Genomic DNA, 13,323 nt, shown 5'->3' on the forward strand with positions numbered 1-13,323 from the left:
GAAGGAACTGCCGGGTGGGGTCGGGGCGGGTCAGGGGAGGAGGCGGAGTTTGTCGGGGTTGGAGATCGCGTGGATGCCGGAGATCAGGTCGCTGTCCGGGAGCAGGTCCAGGACCAGGACGGCGAACGGGCGGTCGGAGGCGGAGAAGAGGGCGGCGGGGGCGCCGTTGACGTCGCGCCAGGTGAGGGAGAGGGCGGGGCCGGACTTGGGGGCCAGGGCGGTGAGCAGGCGGGCGACCTTGGTGCGGCCGGTGAGGGGGCGACGGCCGCCGGGGGCCTTGCCGCCGCCGTCGCCGACGAGGGTGACGTCGGGGGCGAGGAGCCGGAGGAGGGCGGCCAGGTCGCCGCCGAGGGCCGCGGCCAGGAAGCGTTCGGTGACCTGGCGGCGCAGGCCGGGTTCGGGCTCGTAGCGGGGGCGGCGGGAGCGGACGTGTGCGCGGGCCCGCTTCACCAACTGGCGTACCGCGGCCGGGCTGCGGCCCAGGATCGCGGCGACCTCCGGGCCGCTGTACCCGAACACCTCGTGCAGGACGAACGCCGCGCGTTCCAGCGGGGAGAGCGTCTCCAGCACCACCAGCAGGGCCAGCGACACCGCCTCGGCCCGTTCGGCGGCCAGCGCCGCGTCCCCGGCCGCGCCGTCCGCCCCGGCCAGTGATCCGAGCGGTGATCCGAGCGGTGATCCGGTCAGCGACTCGGTCGGTGACTCCGACGGTGATCCGGTCGGCGGGCCGATGAGCGGTTCCGGCAGCCACGGGCCGACGTACGTCTCGCGCCGCCGGCTGACCGCGGCCTGCTGGGCCAGCGCCCGGTTCACCGCGATCCGCACCAGGTACGCCTTCGGGTGCTCGATCGGCTCGGCGGCCGGGCCGGTGGCCCCGGTGGCCCCGGTGGTCCGGGTCGTCCGGGCGGCCCAGGCCAGCCAGGTGTCCTGGAGGACGTCCTCGGTGTCGGCGATGCTGCCGAGCAGGTCGTAGACCAGGGAGAACAGCAACTCCCGGTGCTCCGCGTACTGGTGCGTCGCCCGTTCCGTCGCTGTCGCCGCTGTCGCCGCCGGGCCCGTTCCGCCCGGCCCGCCCCCGTCGCTCCCGCTCATCCCGGTCGGCCTTCCTCTCGCTCGTGTCCGGAACAGCGAGCCCGACCGGCCCGCCGGATGTCACGCGAAACCCGCGAATGTGGCCCGGATCACAGCGGCGTCCCGGGTTCGAACGGCCGTGCGCGCGGCTCAAGTACGCTGAGCGCGGCCGGAAGTGACGGTGCCGCGACGGACCGGGGAACACCCGGCTCCGCCCGGGCACCCGCCGAGGGGGACGGCCGACGGGGAACGAGCACGGGGGACCGGCACCAGTGGACAGCGACAACCGCACCGGCGTCCGACTCGCGGACCGGGCGGAGGACGGCGCCCCGGGGCGGGGCGCGTCGACGGTCTGGCAGTACCTGCTGGACGACGGCCTCGACCCCGCCGGACGGATACCCGTGCACGCCGTCCGCGGCAGCACCCCGCCCGGCAGCGGCCCCGGTGACAGCGGCCCCGGTGACAGCGGCAGCACCTACCGCCCCAACCCGCGCCACGGCCGCCCGCTGCCCCCGTCCCCGGCCGCGCCCGCCGACGCCCCCGCGCCCGGCCTGCCCCCGCTCGGGGCCGGGCGCCGCCCCGCCGGGCGCGCCCTGCTGTCCTGGCTGGAGGACGGCCGCGCGCCCCGGCTGTGCCGCATCGCCGGTTCCTCCGGCAGCGGCCGCACCCACCTGCTGACCTGGCTCGCCGCCGCCTGCCCGCCCGACCACCCGCGCCCTGGCCGCCGGGTCCACGCCCTGCTGGACGTCGAGGGGCTGACGGTCCGTTCGGCCACCGCCCGGCTCGCCGACCTGCTCGGCCTCACCGCCGGCGAACCCGCCGACCTGCTCGAAGCGCTCCAGGACGGCGTCCCGCGCACCGTCGTGGTCACCGACCTCGACCGGGCCGGCGGCCCCCGGCTGCCCGGCACGCCCGAACGGCTGGCCCGCGAACTCCTCGTCCCGCTGCTGTCCGTCCCCTGGCTGCTGCTGATCGTCGAGGCCGCCCACGGCCCCGCCATCGACGCGCTCGCCGCCGCCGCCCCCACCGGCGCCGTCCTCGACCTCGACCAGCCGCAGTGGACCGACCCCGCCCCGTACGCCGCCTGGTGCGCGGGCCTGACCGGCCACCCCGTCGACCCGGCCGCCACCCACCCCAGCCCCGGCCTCGCCCAACTCGCCGCCCGCACCCCCGGCGCCACCCCCGACCCCGCGCTGCCGCCCGCCGACCGGGCCGCCGCGCTCGCCGCCGCCTGGTGGCGGGCCGTCCCCGCCCCCGAACGCGCCGCCCTCACCGCCCTGGCCGCCGCCGACGGCCCGCTCGGCACCGCCCTGTGGGCCACCCTCCCCGGCACCGACCCGGCCGCCGTCGCCGCCGCCGCGGACCTGCTGCCGCCGCCCCCGATCGCCGACCGCTGGCGGCTGCGCCCCGCCGCCCTCGCCGACCTAGTCGCCGCCGACGGCCCGCCGGTCGACCACGCCGCGATGATGTGGGCGGTGGCCGGCGGCATCCCGGTCCGCGCCGACGGCGGCCCCGACCTCGCCGCCAGCGACCCCGAACGCCTCGCCCTGCTGGTCCGGCACGCCTCCGCGGGCGACCCCGGCAGCCCGATGCTCGCCGAGATCGACCTGCTGCTGCACGCCGAACCCGCCGCCGTCACGGCCGCGTTCCAATACGCCGAGGACGCCGGACTGCCGCCCACCCCGCTCGCCGAAGCCTGGCGCCGGGCCGCCCCCGACCGGGCCGCCACCGCCCGCCCCGCCGACCGCGCCGCCGTCCTGCACGCCCACCTCACCGGCCGCCACGACGCCGCCGCCGCGCACTGCGCCGACCTCGCCCGGCAGGCCGACACCCGCTGGCGCGCCGTCTGGCAGCACGCCCCCGCCGCCGGCCCGTGCGCCACCGCCGCCGGCCCGTGCGCCGCCGCCCTCGGCACCGGCCCGCTCGCCGGACACCTGCTGCTCGCCGACGGCGCCGGACTGCACCTGGCCGACCCCGCCACCGGCCGGCCGCTGGGCCCGCCCGAACCGCTGGTCGAACCCCACCCGCGCGCCCTGGCCGCCACCCCGTTCGGCGGCGCCCTGCTGCTGAACGCCTCCGGCGCGCTGCGCCCGCTCACCGTCCGCGGCGCACCGGCCCTCCCGCCGGCCGGTGCCCCGGCCGCCCCGGTGGCCGTCCCCACGGCGTGCACCGCCGTCGCCGGGCACGAGGGCGTGCTGGTGTTCGGCGGCCCGGACGGGCTGGTCACCTGCACCGGGACCGCCACCGGCGCCGCCCACCGGCCCGAACACCCGCTGCACGAGGGCCCGGTCACCGCCCTGGCCGCGGCCGCGGCCGACGGTGGCACCCTGGTCGCCAGCGGCGGCGAGGACGGCCGGGTCTGGACCTGGATGCCCGGCCGCCCGCCGCTGCCCGCCCCCGTCGACCGGCGCCCGTGGCCGGTCACCGCCGTCGGCCTCGCCGCCACCCCCGGCGGGCTGCTGCTGGCCGCGGCCTGGTCCGACGGCCTGCTGCGGCTGCGCCGCTGGGGCGAGCGCCACCGCGGCGCCGACCTCCGGCTCGGCGCGGCCGTCCGCACCCTCGCGGTCACCCCCGACGGGCTGGTGGTCGCCGCGCTGCCCGGCTCGGTGCTCGCGCTCACCCTGGTCGGCTGAGCGTCGCGGTCCGAGCGTCGCGGTCCGAGCGCCGCCGTCCGAGCGTCGCGGTCCGATCTCCGCTGTCCGGGCGCCGCCGTCCGAGCGGTGACCGGCGGCCGATGTTGAAAGACGTCTAAATCAACGCGATCTTCAACCGAAGACCGCGTAATTCGCCGTTTCCGGGTGGTTCCTGATCGAGTTTGATCACCGGAAGGGCATTCAGCGTCAACGAGGCCGCTGCTCCTTCCCCCTCAACGGATGAATCCCCTGCTGGACCCCCAGAGAACACGCACCGCGCGTCGCGGACCGAGCCCGACCGGAAACGAGGAATCGATGTCTGACCACCGAGACGGGGCCGACCACGTGGAGAGGGAGTGCGCCGCCCTCGCCGGGTTGCCCGCCGCCCAGCGGCTGGCCGAACTGGAGAAGCTCTGCCGCCGCACCGAACGGGCCCTCGGCCGGGCCGTCCTGGACACCGCCGCCGAGGTCTACGAGCAGGGCCACGACACCGCCCTGCACCGCTCCCCGTACGCCTACGGCTACCTGCGCCGCAGCCTGGGCTTCCGCGGCGAACACCGAACGGACGGCTGACCGTTGTACACCTACATGTGCCGCACCCGCTGGGGCGACATGGACGCCTTCGGCCACGTCAACAACCTCAAGGTGCTCCAGTACGTCCAGGAGGCCGTCTACTGCCTGCTGTACGACGACACCGAGGGCCAGGACCTGTTCGAGGACGGGTTCATGATCGCCCGTCACGAGATCGACTACCGCTCCCCGCTCTACCACTGCCCCACCCCGCTGCCCGTGCAGATCTGGGTGGAGCGCCTCGGCCGGTCCTCGATCAGCACCACCTGCGAGGCCCGCCGACGCGGACAGCTGGTGTTCCAGGCCCGGACGGTCACCGTGCCGACCGACGCCGCGACCCGGCGCAGCCGACCGCTGCGCGAGGCCGAGCGCCACCACCTCAACCGCTACCGGGTCCGCCCGGCCGGACCGGTCGCCCCCGTCGCCCCCGTCGGCCGCGTCCCCGTGCGCTCCCCGGCCGGATCAGGGTCCCCGTCCTCGGCGAACGGGCCTCCTGAGCACGGCACGGGAGCACCCTCCCCGCCCCCGGGAGGAGCACCGCCGGCCCCGGCCCGGGCACCCCACCCCGGCCCCGGGGCCGGCCCCGTTCCGCCGGTACGCCGCCGTCCACCGCCGGCGCCCCGGGCGCCCCGGGGACTCCGGGGGCCGGTGCGGGCTCCGGGGACGGTGCCTCCGGCGCCTCCGGGGACGGCGGCCACGGGGGGACGGGTGAGACCAGCGGGTAGTACGAGGGATCGTTCATGCCCCCATTGACCACCCGCCGCCCCGGCCCGCCAAGCAACCGGCCCGCCCGGCTCACCCCGCGGCCGGGCCGGACCTCCGCCTGCCCCCTTCCGGAGAGCCCGGCCACCCGCCCAGCCGGGCGAACCGGTTCTCCAGGCGCGACAGTTGCAGCGTCGTCGCCGGGGAGCGCAGCGCGTCCTGCCGCTCCCGGAAGCTCGTGTACGCCCGCCGGGCCTGGTGGATGTTGCCCGCGTCCAGCTCCAGGTGCGCCAGTTGCAGCAGCGACACCCCGATCGTCCGGTGCTCGCCGGCCGGCCGGGCCCGCAGCGAGGCCCGCAGGTACGACAGCGACAGGTCGGTGGACCGCAGCGAGCGGTGCACCTGCGCGGCCTGGTACAGCAGGGCGGGCTCCGGGTACCGGTGCGGGCCGCCCTCCGCGGTCGCCCGCCCGGCCCACTGCTGCGCCCCCTCCAGGTGCCGGAGCGCCTCCGCCGCCTGGCGCAGCCGGGCCGCCGCCACCGCCCGCTGGGCCAGCACGAAGGCCCGCACGCCCGGTGCCGCGTCCGGCGGCAGGTGCTCGGCCGCCGCGTCCGCCAGCCGGGCCGCGTACGCCTGGTGCCCGAGCGCCCCGGCCTGGGTGCTCTGGTCGCGCAGCGCCATCGCCTGGGCCTGCCCGTCCTGCGCCTCGGCGGCCAGCTGGTACGCCAGCCGGTAGTGCCGCTGGGCCTCGCCGTGCCGGTTGTCGTCGGTGTACGTCCGCCCGACCAGGCGGACCAGCTGGGACGCGGCGACCAGCAGTTCGCGGTGCCGCGCGCCCCCGGAGGGGACTTCGCCCAGGGCAGCACGTGGTCCCGCAGGTAGCCCAGCAGCAGGCTCCGGGCGATCGCCCCGCCGTACCCGTCGTAGTGCCGGGCGCCGAACGCCGTCATCTCCCGCACCGCCTCCACCTGCCGGGCCCCGATCCGCTCCGGGCCGGGGCGGCGGCCGGCCGGGACCAGCGGCGGCCGGGGCGCGGATTCCGCGGCCGGGGCGGATCTCACCGGGGAGCGGGGGGAGGGCAGCATCCGGATCTGGAACAGCGGGGGCTGGGACGCCTCGTCCTGCGGTTCGCCGGAATTCGGCCAGGAATGCAGCAGGCGCAGCCCCGTCAGGGCGTCCGTCGGATCGGTCTCCGGCTCCTCGGCGGCGCTCTGCTCGGTCGGCTGGAGGCCGAGCTCGCTCCGGGAGACCGGGCGGCCCAGCCGCCGGGCGAACGCCTCCTCCAGCAGTTGCGGCCCGGGCGGGCGGGGCTGGGTGCCGGACAGCCAGTGCGCCACCGTCGTCCGGTCGTAGCCCACGCTGAAGCCGCTCTCCCGGGCGACCTTCTGCAACGCGGCCGCCAGCGCGGGGCCGTTCCACCCGGCCTCCGCCATGCAGCCGCGCAGCGCGACGTTCGGACCGCGGGCGTGTGACATCGACGACTCCTCGTGCGGACCACCTCGGGGGCTGGCCTCAGAATAACGGGCGGCGCCGACCGCGAATACCGATTTCCGACAGATGCCGAACGTTCCACGGACGGAGGCGGAAATCGATACCAGGCGGCCGTCTCCGTTCGCTGGCGAAGGAGTTGTGGGCGGTGTGGTGACCGAGTTCTCGGACCCGGGGAATGTGATGACCCGACAGGAATATGATCGGCCCGGCGCTATTCGTATTTCTCCGGGCCCACGGCCTCCGCCAGAATCCGGCGCAGCAGCCCCCCGGCGTCCAGCAGCAGGTGCTCGGTGCCGGCCGGCACCACCCGGTGGGTCAGCTCCAGGAACTCGCCGACCGGCCCGGCCGGGGTGTGCAGCACCGCGGTCTGCCCGGGCGTGCTCAGCGCGATCGCCAGCAGGTCCCCGTCCGCGCTCGACCGCCGGATCGTCACGTCGCCGATCCCGGCCCACCCCTCCAGGCCCTCCACCAGCAGCTCGCGGGCGAACAGCCAGGTGATCGGCTCCTCCAGGTCCACGTGGCAGTCCAGGTGCACGGCGTACGGGTCGGCCCGGTGGTAGCGCAGCCGGGCGGGCACCGAGACCCGCAGCCCCGGGCACGGCGACACCGTCACGTCCAGCAGCAGCACGCAGTCCGGCCCGCCGTTGCGCCGGAGCCACGCGCGCGGGGTGTTCTGGTGGGTCACCGGTCCTCCCTCGGACGGACGACGGACGGGGTGGCGGGGGACGTGCCGGGCGGTGCGGTGGGCGGGGCGGTGGGTGGAGCAGTGGGGGCCGCGACGGGCGGGGCGGTGCGCGGGGCGGCGGGGGCCGGATCGGGCGGGGGGTGCGGGGAGAGGCGTTCCCGTTCGGGGGCCGGGTGGGCGGAGAACCGGGGCGGGGTGACCAGCCGGGACCACTCGTGGTCCCGGCCGCCGGGCACGGTGCGGCCGGACTGGTGCCAGAGGGTCACCAACCGTGCGTAGATGGGAGCTTGCTGAATCGTTTCGTCTCGGACGCCCATAGGGGCCCATGGGTCGGCACTCACGTTCGGGGATAACGACCGAACCCGGGGGCGGTCACGGCACTCGTCACCCCTCGCACCGGACGGGTGCCGTCCCGCCGCCACGGCCCCGCCGCGGTGCCCCCGTAGTGGTGAACCGGCCGTCCCGGACGCCCGTCCGACTCGTCCCGACGACGGGCGCCGAGAGGGGGGAGTGGAGGGGGAGCGGAGGGGGACGGGACGCGGGGCCGGATCAGGCGTGCGCGGCTGTCCGGTCGCCGCCCGTCCCGTCCGCGGCGGCCAGGGACGCGGCCAGCGCGCGGGCCCGGTCGAAGGCCCGGACCGGGTCCGGCCCGGCCGACCACGGGTGGGCGCCGCACCACGGGCCGATCCGCCGGAACTGCTCCAACGCCAGCGCGGGCTGCCGGGACGTCAGGGCGAAGTGCGCCAGCAGGTGCCGCAGCAGCGGCACCTGGTCGTTCGACGCGGGGGTGCCGTCCAGCGCCGCCGCCACCCGGGGCAGCAGCTCCCGGTACCGGCGGCCGCCGGGCAGCCCGCGCGGGCCGTGCCGCGACTCCAGCTCGGTGAGCGCCTGGAGGTACAGCCCGGGCAGCGGCGAACCGGCCGGGGCGGAGTGCACCGCGCGCACCGCGAACCGCAGCATCAGCGCGTCGCTGCCGTGCCACTTGGCGCACCAGTACTGCATCGCCTGCCAGTGCCCGCCGACGTGGTGCGGGGCCCGCGCGACCACCTCCCCCCACAGCTCCCGGAACTCCCGCCGCGGCAGCCGCAACCCGCGCGCCGCCGCGATCATGACCACCCAGGGGCCAGGGTCGCGCCCGTCCGACTCGGCCGCCCGCCGCGCCAGTTCGTACGCCGCGGGCAGCTGCGTCCGGAACGCGGCCAGCCGCTCCGGCGCGACCTGCGCCGGGAGGCCGCTGCCGCGCGCCTCCCAGGCCCGCTGCACCAGCAGCCGGGCCCGGACCGTCGCGGCGGCGCACGGCGCCGTCCCCGCCTCCTCCCAGGCGGTCAGCCAGGCGTCGCGCTCGGCCGCCACCCGGGTCAGGAAGTCCAGCCGGGACCAGCGCTCGTCCCAGTCCGCCCCCGCCGCCGCCACGTACGCCTCGGCGGCCCGCCAGCCGCCCGCCAGGCAGGAGTCCGCCAGCGCCCCCAGTTCCTTGCGGCGCAGCAGCCGCATCGGCGGCCCGGCCCGCCCCGGGTCCAACTCCGCCGAGGGCACCAGCCCGTGCACGGCCGGATCGAACCCCGCCGGGACGGCCCCCGCCCGCTCCGCCGCCCGGCCCGGCCGGGGGGCGCCGGTCCGCCGCCGCGTCCACAGCATGATCATCGCGGCGAGGCCGAACACCAGAACGGGGGTCATACCGAGAATGATCGCCCACCCCCGCCCGGCCTCCGGCCACGCCTGCCCGTGGGCAGGCTCACCCCGCCACCGACCAGTCGAGGTCCCCGTCCGCGCCGACGACGGCGGTGACCGGCGGGGTGGAGCCGCCGAGGGCGCGGTGGCCGAGCAGGGCGGGAGCGCCGGTCGCCAGGGCGCGCGCGGTGTCGTGCAGCATCGCAGTGACGGAGGGCCACAGCGGGGCGTCCGGCCGCCAGGTCTCGTGGTCCCAGAGCCGGACGGCGCCGCGGGCGTCCCCCGGGCCCAGGTCCACGATCAGGGTGTCGCCGCCCGGGCTCTCCGCGATCGGCAGGAACTCCGGCCGGTAGCGGGGCGCGGGACGGCCGTCCGGGCCGACGGATTCGCCCTCGGCCGCGGCCACCTGGAGCTGGATCTCGCGGTGCTCCAGGGCCGCCGGGAGCGCGAGCGGCGCGAAGGCGCCGGGGAGCCAGTGGCCCCCGGCCACGTCCGGCAGCAGCCACCAGCACCGCAGCTCGGCGGGCAGCGACAGCCCGAGCGCCGCCCCGGCGGCGTCCAGCGCGTCGGGACCGGCGGCCGGCCGGAGCGGGCCCGGGCGGGTGCGGTCGTCCAACCAGGCGCGGATCGGGGCCCAGGCGGCCGGGAGCGCGGATGCGGAGGTGTTCACGGCGGGTCAGTCTGCCGTACTCCGCCGACACCTCGCGGGCGGCTCAGGACGGGTCGTGGCAGAGGCGGAACGGGTGCCCGGCCGGGTCGAACAGGACGCGGCCGCGGGGCTGCGGCTGGTGGTCGGTGAGGGCGGCGCCCAGGGCGAGTGCCTCCGCGACGGCGGCTTCCAAGTCGGCGACCTGGAAGCCGAAGTGCATCACCGGGCGCTGCCGGCCCTCCTCCGGGGCCCGGTCGGGGGGCGGTAGCCGTCGGCCTGCCGGAAGACCAGGAACGAGCCCCGCGCTGAGGGTGCGACCACGGCGGTGCCGGGCCCCTCGTGGCCCGGGTGCCAGTCGGGCGGTTCGGCGTCCCCGGGCGGGGTCAGTGCGAAGCGCAGTTCGGGCCGCAGGTGTCGGGCCCGGGCCAGGGTGCCGGGCAGCAGGGCGGGGCAGTCGGCGGTCAGCCGCAGTTCGCGGTGCGGGCGCCCGCCGTCCGGGGTGGCGGCCCGCCCGAGCCGGTCGACCCGGGCGAGCGGCTCGCGGGCGGCGGCCGGCACCTCGGCCCCGAAGGTGGTGGGCACCACCCCGGCGGCCGTCCGGTCGAACACCGCAGCGCCCAAGTGCCGTTCGATCCGCCGCAGTTGGGTGCTGGTGGCGGGCTGGGACGCGCCGATCGCCGCCGCCGCCCGGCCCACGCTGCCGCTGTCGGCGATCGCGCAGAGCACTCGCAGGTGTCGCAGTTCCAGATCCACGGCCGACCCTCCTCGCGCGCGGGCGGCCCCGCCTCGGCGGTGAGATCGGGCACTCCATGCAAGGTGACACGCAACATGTCAGTTGATTTCGCTCACCTTCGCCTCCCGGAACTGGCCCGTGAAGCCCCCGGACGCCGGGGGCGCGCCCGGCAGCGGCTGGTGCTGGTACCACTCGGTGCCCGCCATCCGGGCCCGGTCCGCCGGGGTCGCGGCGGCCAGCCGCCCCGGGAGGGCGCCGCGCTCCACCTCCGAACGGTGCGCGAACACCGCCGCGAGCTTGCGGTCCAGCCAGGGGGAGACGTCCAGCGCCGTCACCTCCGCGTCCGGCACGGTGTACGCCGTCCGGCCGGGGCGCAGCAGCAGCGGGGCCAACTCGCGGGCCGCGCCGTCCGGGTGGGTGGCGAGCAGCAGGCGCTCCACCCGCCAGGGGTCGCCGAGCTCCGGGTACAGGGCGGGCAGCGCGGCGGCCTGGACGGCGAGCAGCGTCAGCCGGTGGGTCTGCCGGTGGTCCGGGTGCCCGGTCATCCCCCCGTACGCGTCGTGCGTCACCACCCAGCCCGGCCGGAACTCGCGCAGCTGCGCGACCAGTTGCCGCACCGCCGGTTCCACCGGCACGTCCACCAGCCGGTCCGCGCCCGGGGCCGACTCCGGCACCTTCGCGTCCGCGTACCCCAGCAGCCGCGGCGCACCCGCGCCCAACTCGGCCAGTGAGCCTCTTTCATCCTGAGTTTTCGCTGTTCGCGGGGCTGTGGATCATGAGGGTGTGGACGGCGGCGATCAGGCGGCTGATGCGGTTGGTCGAGCAGCGGGCTCTGCTGAAGACCTTCCATGCCTTCAGCCGGGCGAAGGCGCGTTCGCCTGGTGCTCGGAGTCGGGCGTAGTCGCGGTTGTGCTGCTGGTAGTGGTCCGGGAGTTCGTGGTGGTTGTAGTAGGGGGTGCGGGAGGTTGCGCCGGCACCTCGGTAGGCCCGGTCCGCCAGGACGAGGACCTCGCGGGTCAGGCAGGCCTGGACGATTCCGTGGGCGCGGGCGGCGGTCAGGTCGTGGGTGCGGCCCGGCAGGGCGCGGGAGAACCACAGGGGTGTGCCGTTAGGTGCGGCGACGGCCTGCACGTTCATCCCGTGCTTGCGGTGCTTTTGCGAGTAGTACGGCTCGTCGGCGGCGATCCGGTCGGTCGGGATCAGCGTGCCGTCGACGATCACGAAGTCGCCCTCGCCCAGTCCCAGCAGGGCCTTGCGCAGGCCCGGTGTCCACGCGGCCAGGACCTCCAAGGTCTCGTCGACGTACCGCCAGGCCGCCGCCTCCGACACCCCGAACCCTGCGGCGACCCGGGCGAACGTCTCGTTCTTCCGCAGATGGGCCAGACCGGCAGGGCCTGCTTGAAGCAGCTCAACTTCCGCCAACGCGATCCCAGTTCACACCTTCGGGTATGGATCAACCACGAGACGTGCTCGACCAGCTCGTGCGGGACGTCAAGCATGGCAGGATACAAGACCAACAGGGCCCCTCGGCGGCGACGTGATGAGTGAGATCACCACGGCAACGACGAGGGGCCCTGTTGCGTCACTGTCGCCTGCTGACGAGGCAGTTCACCCTGCAGGGACAGGATGAAAGAGGTTCAGTGAGGTATCTGACGTCTCAACTCTGTTGCCGGGGAGCCCTGGCGGTTACCTATCCTGCCGCACCGGACCTGCCGCACGCGCTCGTCGAGTGGGTCACCATGCTGATCGTCACCCGGGAGGTTGACCGCCGGCGTCAAGCTCCGGCCTTCGCAAAGACCACGTTCGTTGAGCAGGTCGCCGGACTGACCGAGCGTTACCAGCGCAGAACCCCGGCGCTGCGACGGATCGTCGAGTCCCTCGCGGTGGCGCTGGCGGGCACCGCCGCCGCGAGGCTGCTGGCGGTGCTGCATCAGCCCCTTTCTTCGGCAACGATGCTGAACCACCTGATGCGCATCCCGCTGCCCGACCGGCCCACGCCTGTGGCGGTCGGGATCGACGAGTTCGCCCTGCTCAAGGGACACAACTACGCCACGATCATCATTGACGCCGACAGTGGGCAGCGCATCGAGGTACTGCCCGACCGCAAGACGGACACGGTCACCCGCTGGTTGCGTGAACACCCCGGCATCCGCATCATGTGCCGGGACGGTTCCGGCGGCTTCGCCCAGGCCACCGCCACCGCCGACCCAGAAATCGTCCAGGTCAGCGACCGCTGGCACCTTTGGCACGGCCTGGCCCAGGCGGTCCTGAAAGAGGTTGGCGCGCACGCCTCATGCTGGGGCAAGTCTCGGTCCACCCCTGACTGAGGGCCAACGCACGACCACCACCCGTCAACGCTGGCAGCAGGCCCACGACCTCCTCGACCAGGGCGTCGGACTCCTCGCCTGCGCCCGACGCCTGGGCATCTCGCTCAACACCGTCAAACGGTACGCCCGTGCCGCCGAGCCCGACCGGATGGTCCGCGCCCCCGTCTACCGCTCCAGTCTCGTCGACCCCTACCGTGGCCACCTGCGAGAACGTCGCGCGCAGGACCTGGCCGTCCTGGTTGCCCACCTGCTCGCGGAGATCCGCGAGCAGGGCTACAGCGGCAGCGCCAACCTCCTGGTCTGCTACATCAACCAAGGCCGCGTCGAGGCCGACCACGCCGCGCTGTCGCCCCGCAAGGTCACCGGCCTGCTCACCTGCCACCCCGACCGCCTTGGTGGCACTCAGCACGCACTGCGCGACCAACTCGCTGCCGCCTGACCCGAGATGATCGCACTGACCGAGCAGATCCGTACCTTCGCCGGCCTCCTTACCCCCTGCCCGGGCAACAACGAAAAGTTGACCGCCTGGATCATCCGGACCCGCGCCGCCGATCTTCCCTTCCTGCGCTCCTTCGCCACCGGCCTGGAACGCGACCGCGCCGCCGTCGACGCCGCGCTCACGCTGCCTCACCACAACGGCCGCACCGAGGGCGTCAACTGCAAGATCAAACTACTCAAGCGCCAACGGTACGGCCGCGCCGGCCACCTCCTCCTGCGCCAGCTCATCCTGCTCAACTGACGAGGCAACGATCAACGCCTACGAAAATCTTGGAAGAGCCAGTCACTGAGCT

15 protein-coding genes and 2 pseudogenes are annotated in these 13,323 nt (G+C 76.0%); 7 read left to right on the forward strand and 10 right to left on the reverse strand.

Features of this window, described 5'->3' with window-relative positions:
• Positions 1–30: 30 nt before the first annotated feature.
• Positions 31–1,092, reverse strand: coding sequence for a sigma-70 family RNA polymerase sigma factor (locus QMQ26_RS27985; protein ID WP_282203130.1), 1,062 nt, complete (start codon positions 1,090–1,092; stop codon positions 31–33).
• A 251-nt stretch (positions 1,093–1,343) separates the two neighbouring features.
• Between QMQ26_RS27985 and QMQ26_RS27990 the strand changes: the two genes are divergently transcribed.
• The 3 genes from QMQ26_RS27990 (at position 1,344) to QMQ26_RS28000 (ending at position 5,027) form a co-directional block, all read left to right on the forward strand.
• Positions 1,344–3,704 carry a hypothetical protein gene (locus tag QMQ26_RS27990; protein WP_282203131.1) on the forward strand — a complete coding sequence of 787 codons (2,361 nt, stop codon included), beginning with the start codon at positions 1,344–1,346 and terminating at the stop codon, positions 3,702–3,704.
• Between the two features lie 315 nt (positions 3,705–4,019).
• The gene (locus tag QMQ26_RS27995) at positions 4,020–4,277 is read left to right on the forward strand and encodes a hypothetical protein (RefSeq protein ID WP_159073306.1); all 258 of its coding nucleotides are present in this window, start codon (positions 4,020–4,022) and stop codon (positions 4,275–4,277) included.
• A gap of 3 nt (positions 4,278–4,280) precedes the next feature.
• Positions 4,281–5,027 (forward strand): acyl-CoA thioesterase, encoded by a 747-nt coding sequence (locus tag QMQ26_RS28000; protein ID WP_282203132.1) that lies wholly within the window; start codon positions 4,281–4,283, stop codon positions 5,025–5,027.
• A gap of 42 nt (positions 5,028–5,069) precedes the next feature.
• Here QMQ26_RS28000 and QMQ26_RS28005 read toward each other — a convergent pair whose 3' ends face one another.
• The 9 genes and pseudogenes from QMQ26_RS28005 to QMQ26_RS28045 all read right to left on the reverse strand — a co-directional run bounded on the left by QMQ26_RS28005 (position 5,070) and on the right by QMQ26_RS28045 (position 11,762).
• Entirely contained in the window at positions 5,070–5,657 is a 588-nt protein-coding gene (locus QMQ26_RS28005; RefSeq protein WP_282203133.1) for a hypothetical protein, read from the reverse strand.
• Positions 5,658–6,678: 1,021 nt separating this feature from the next.
• Positions 6,679–7,152 carry an SsgA family sporulation/cell division regulator gene (locus QMQ26_RS28010; RefSeq protein WP_282203134.1) on the reverse strand — a complete coding sequence of 158 codons (474 nt, stop codon included), beginning with the start codon at positions 7,150–7,152 and terminating at the stop codon, positions 6,679–6,681.
• A complete protein-coding gene (locus QMQ26_RS28015) occupies positions 7,149–7,418 on the reverse strand; it encodes a hypothetical protein (protein ID WP_282203135.1) in 270 nt (89 codons plus the stop codon). Before QMQ26_RS28015 ends, QMQ26_RS28010 begins: the two co-directional genes overlap by 4 nt.
• A gap of 283 nt (positions 7,419–7,701) precedes the next feature.
• The gene (locus tag QMQ26_RS28020) at positions 7,702–8,829 is read right to left on the reverse strand and encodes a hypothetical protein (protein ID WP_282203136.1); all 1,128 of its coding nucleotides are present in this window, start codon (positions 8,827–8,829) and stop codon (positions 7,702–7,704) included.
• A gap of 58 nt (positions 8,830–8,887) precedes the next feature.
• Positions 8,888–9,493 carry an SMI1/KNR4 family protein gene (locus tag QMQ26_RS28025; protein WP_282203137.1) on the reverse strand — a complete coding sequence of 202 codons (606 nt, stop codon included), beginning with the start codon at positions 9,491–9,493 and terminating at the stop codon, positions 8,888–8,890.
• 43 nt (positions 9,494–9,536) lie between these two features.
• Positions 9,537–9,692: a VOC family protein gene (locus tag QMQ26_RS38390; protein WP_404813969.1), complete on the reverse strand. Its 156-nt coding sequence runs from the start codon at positions 9,690–9,692 to the stop codon at positions 9,537–9,539.
• Complete coding sequence (locus QMQ26_RS38395) at positions 9,692–10,225, reverse strand: LysR family transcriptional regulator (RefSeq protein ID WP_404813970.1); 534 nt, start codon at positions 10,223–10,225, stop codon at positions 9,692–9,694. The genes QMQ26_RS38390 and QMQ26_RS38395 overlap by 1 nt, the downstream gene beginning before the upstream one ends.
• 78 nt (positions 10,226–10,303) lie before the next feature.
• Positions 10,304–10,924 carry a PIG-L deacetylase family protein gene (locus QMQ26_RS28040; RefSeq protein WP_282203138.1) on the reverse strand — a complete coding sequence of 207 codons (621 nt, stop codon included), beginning with the start codon at positions 10,922–10,924 and terminating at the stop codon, positions 10,304–10,306.
• Between the two features lie 19 nt (positions 10,925–10,943).
• Positions 10,944–11,762 (reverse strand): annotated as a pseudogene (locus QMQ26_RS28045) (transposase family protein).
• 122 nt (positions 11,763–11,884) lie between these two features.
• Between QMQ26_RS28045 and QMQ26_RS28050 the strand changes: the two are divergent.
• The 4 genes and pseudogenes from QMQ26_RS28050 to QMQ26_RS28065 all read left to right on the forward strand — a co-directional run.
• Positions 11,885–12,002 (forward strand): annotated as a pseudogene (locus QMQ26_RS28050) (IS5/IS1182 family transposase); the annotation flags it as partial.
• A 170-nt stretch (positions 12,003–12,172) separates the two neighbouring features.
• Positions 12,173–12,532, forward strand: coding sequence for a transposase (locus QMQ26_RS28055; RefSeq protein ID WP_282206631.1), 360 nt, complete (start codon positions 12,173–12,175; stop codon positions 12,530–12,532).
• The gene (locus tag QMQ26_RS38400) at positions 12,483–12,971 is read left to right on the forward strand and encodes a hypothetical protein (RefSeq protein ID WP_404813971.1); all 489 of its coding nucleotides are present in this window, start codon (positions 12,483–12,485) and stop codon (positions 12,969–12,971) included. Before QMQ26_RS28055 ends, QMQ26_RS38400 begins: the two co-directional genes overlap by 50 nt.
• A gap of 6 nt (positions 12,972–12,977) precedes the next feature.
• Positions 12,978–13,271, forward strand: coding sequence for a transposase (locus QMQ26_RS28065; RefSeq protein WP_282203140.1), 294 nt, complete (start codon positions 12,978–12,980; stop codon positions 13,269–13,271).
• The last annotated feature ends 52 nt before the right edge of the window (positions 13,272–13,323 follow it).

Origin of the sequence: Kitasatospora fiedleri, from assembly GCF_948472415.1 — a bacterium.
In the GTDB taxonomy this organism is placed as follows: Bacteria; Actinomycetota; Actinomycetes; order Streptomycetales; family Streptomycetaceae; genus Kitasatospora; species Kitasatospora fiedleri.

What these genes read in the sequence shown, in the direction of transcription:
- QMQ26_RS27985 (WP_282203130.1), bottom strand. Translation starts at nt 1,092, where the DNA reads ATGAGCGGGAGCGACGGGGGCGGGCCGGGCGGAACGGGCCCGGCGGCG.
- QMQ26_RS27995 (WP_159073306.1), top strand. Translation starts at nt 4,020, where the DNA reads ATGTCTGACCACCGAGACGGGGCCGACCACGTGGAGAGGGAGTGCGCC.
- QMQ26_RS28005 (WP_282203133.1), bottom strand. Translation starts at nt 5,657, where the DNA reads ATGGCGCTGCGCGACCAGAGCACCCAGGCCGGGGCGCTCGGGCACCAG.
- QMQ26_RS28020 (WP_282203136.1), bottom strand. Translation starts at nt 8,829, where the DNA reads ATGACCCCCGTTCTGGTGTTCGGCCTCGCCGCGATGATCATGCTGTGG.
- QMQ26_RS38390 (WP_404813969.1), bottom strand. Translation starts at nt 9,692, where the DNA reads ATGCACTTCGGCTTCCAGGTCGCCGACTTGGAAGCCGCCGTCGCGGAG.
- QMQ26_RS28055 (WP_282206631.1), top strand. Translation starts at nt 12,173, where the DNA reads ATGCGCATCCCGCTGCCCGACCGGCCCACGCCTGTGGCGGTCGGGATC.
- QMQ26_RS28065 (WP_282203140.1), top strand. Translation starts at nt 12,978, where the DNA reads ATGATCGCACTGACCGAGCAGATCCGTACCTTCGCCGGCCTCCTTACC.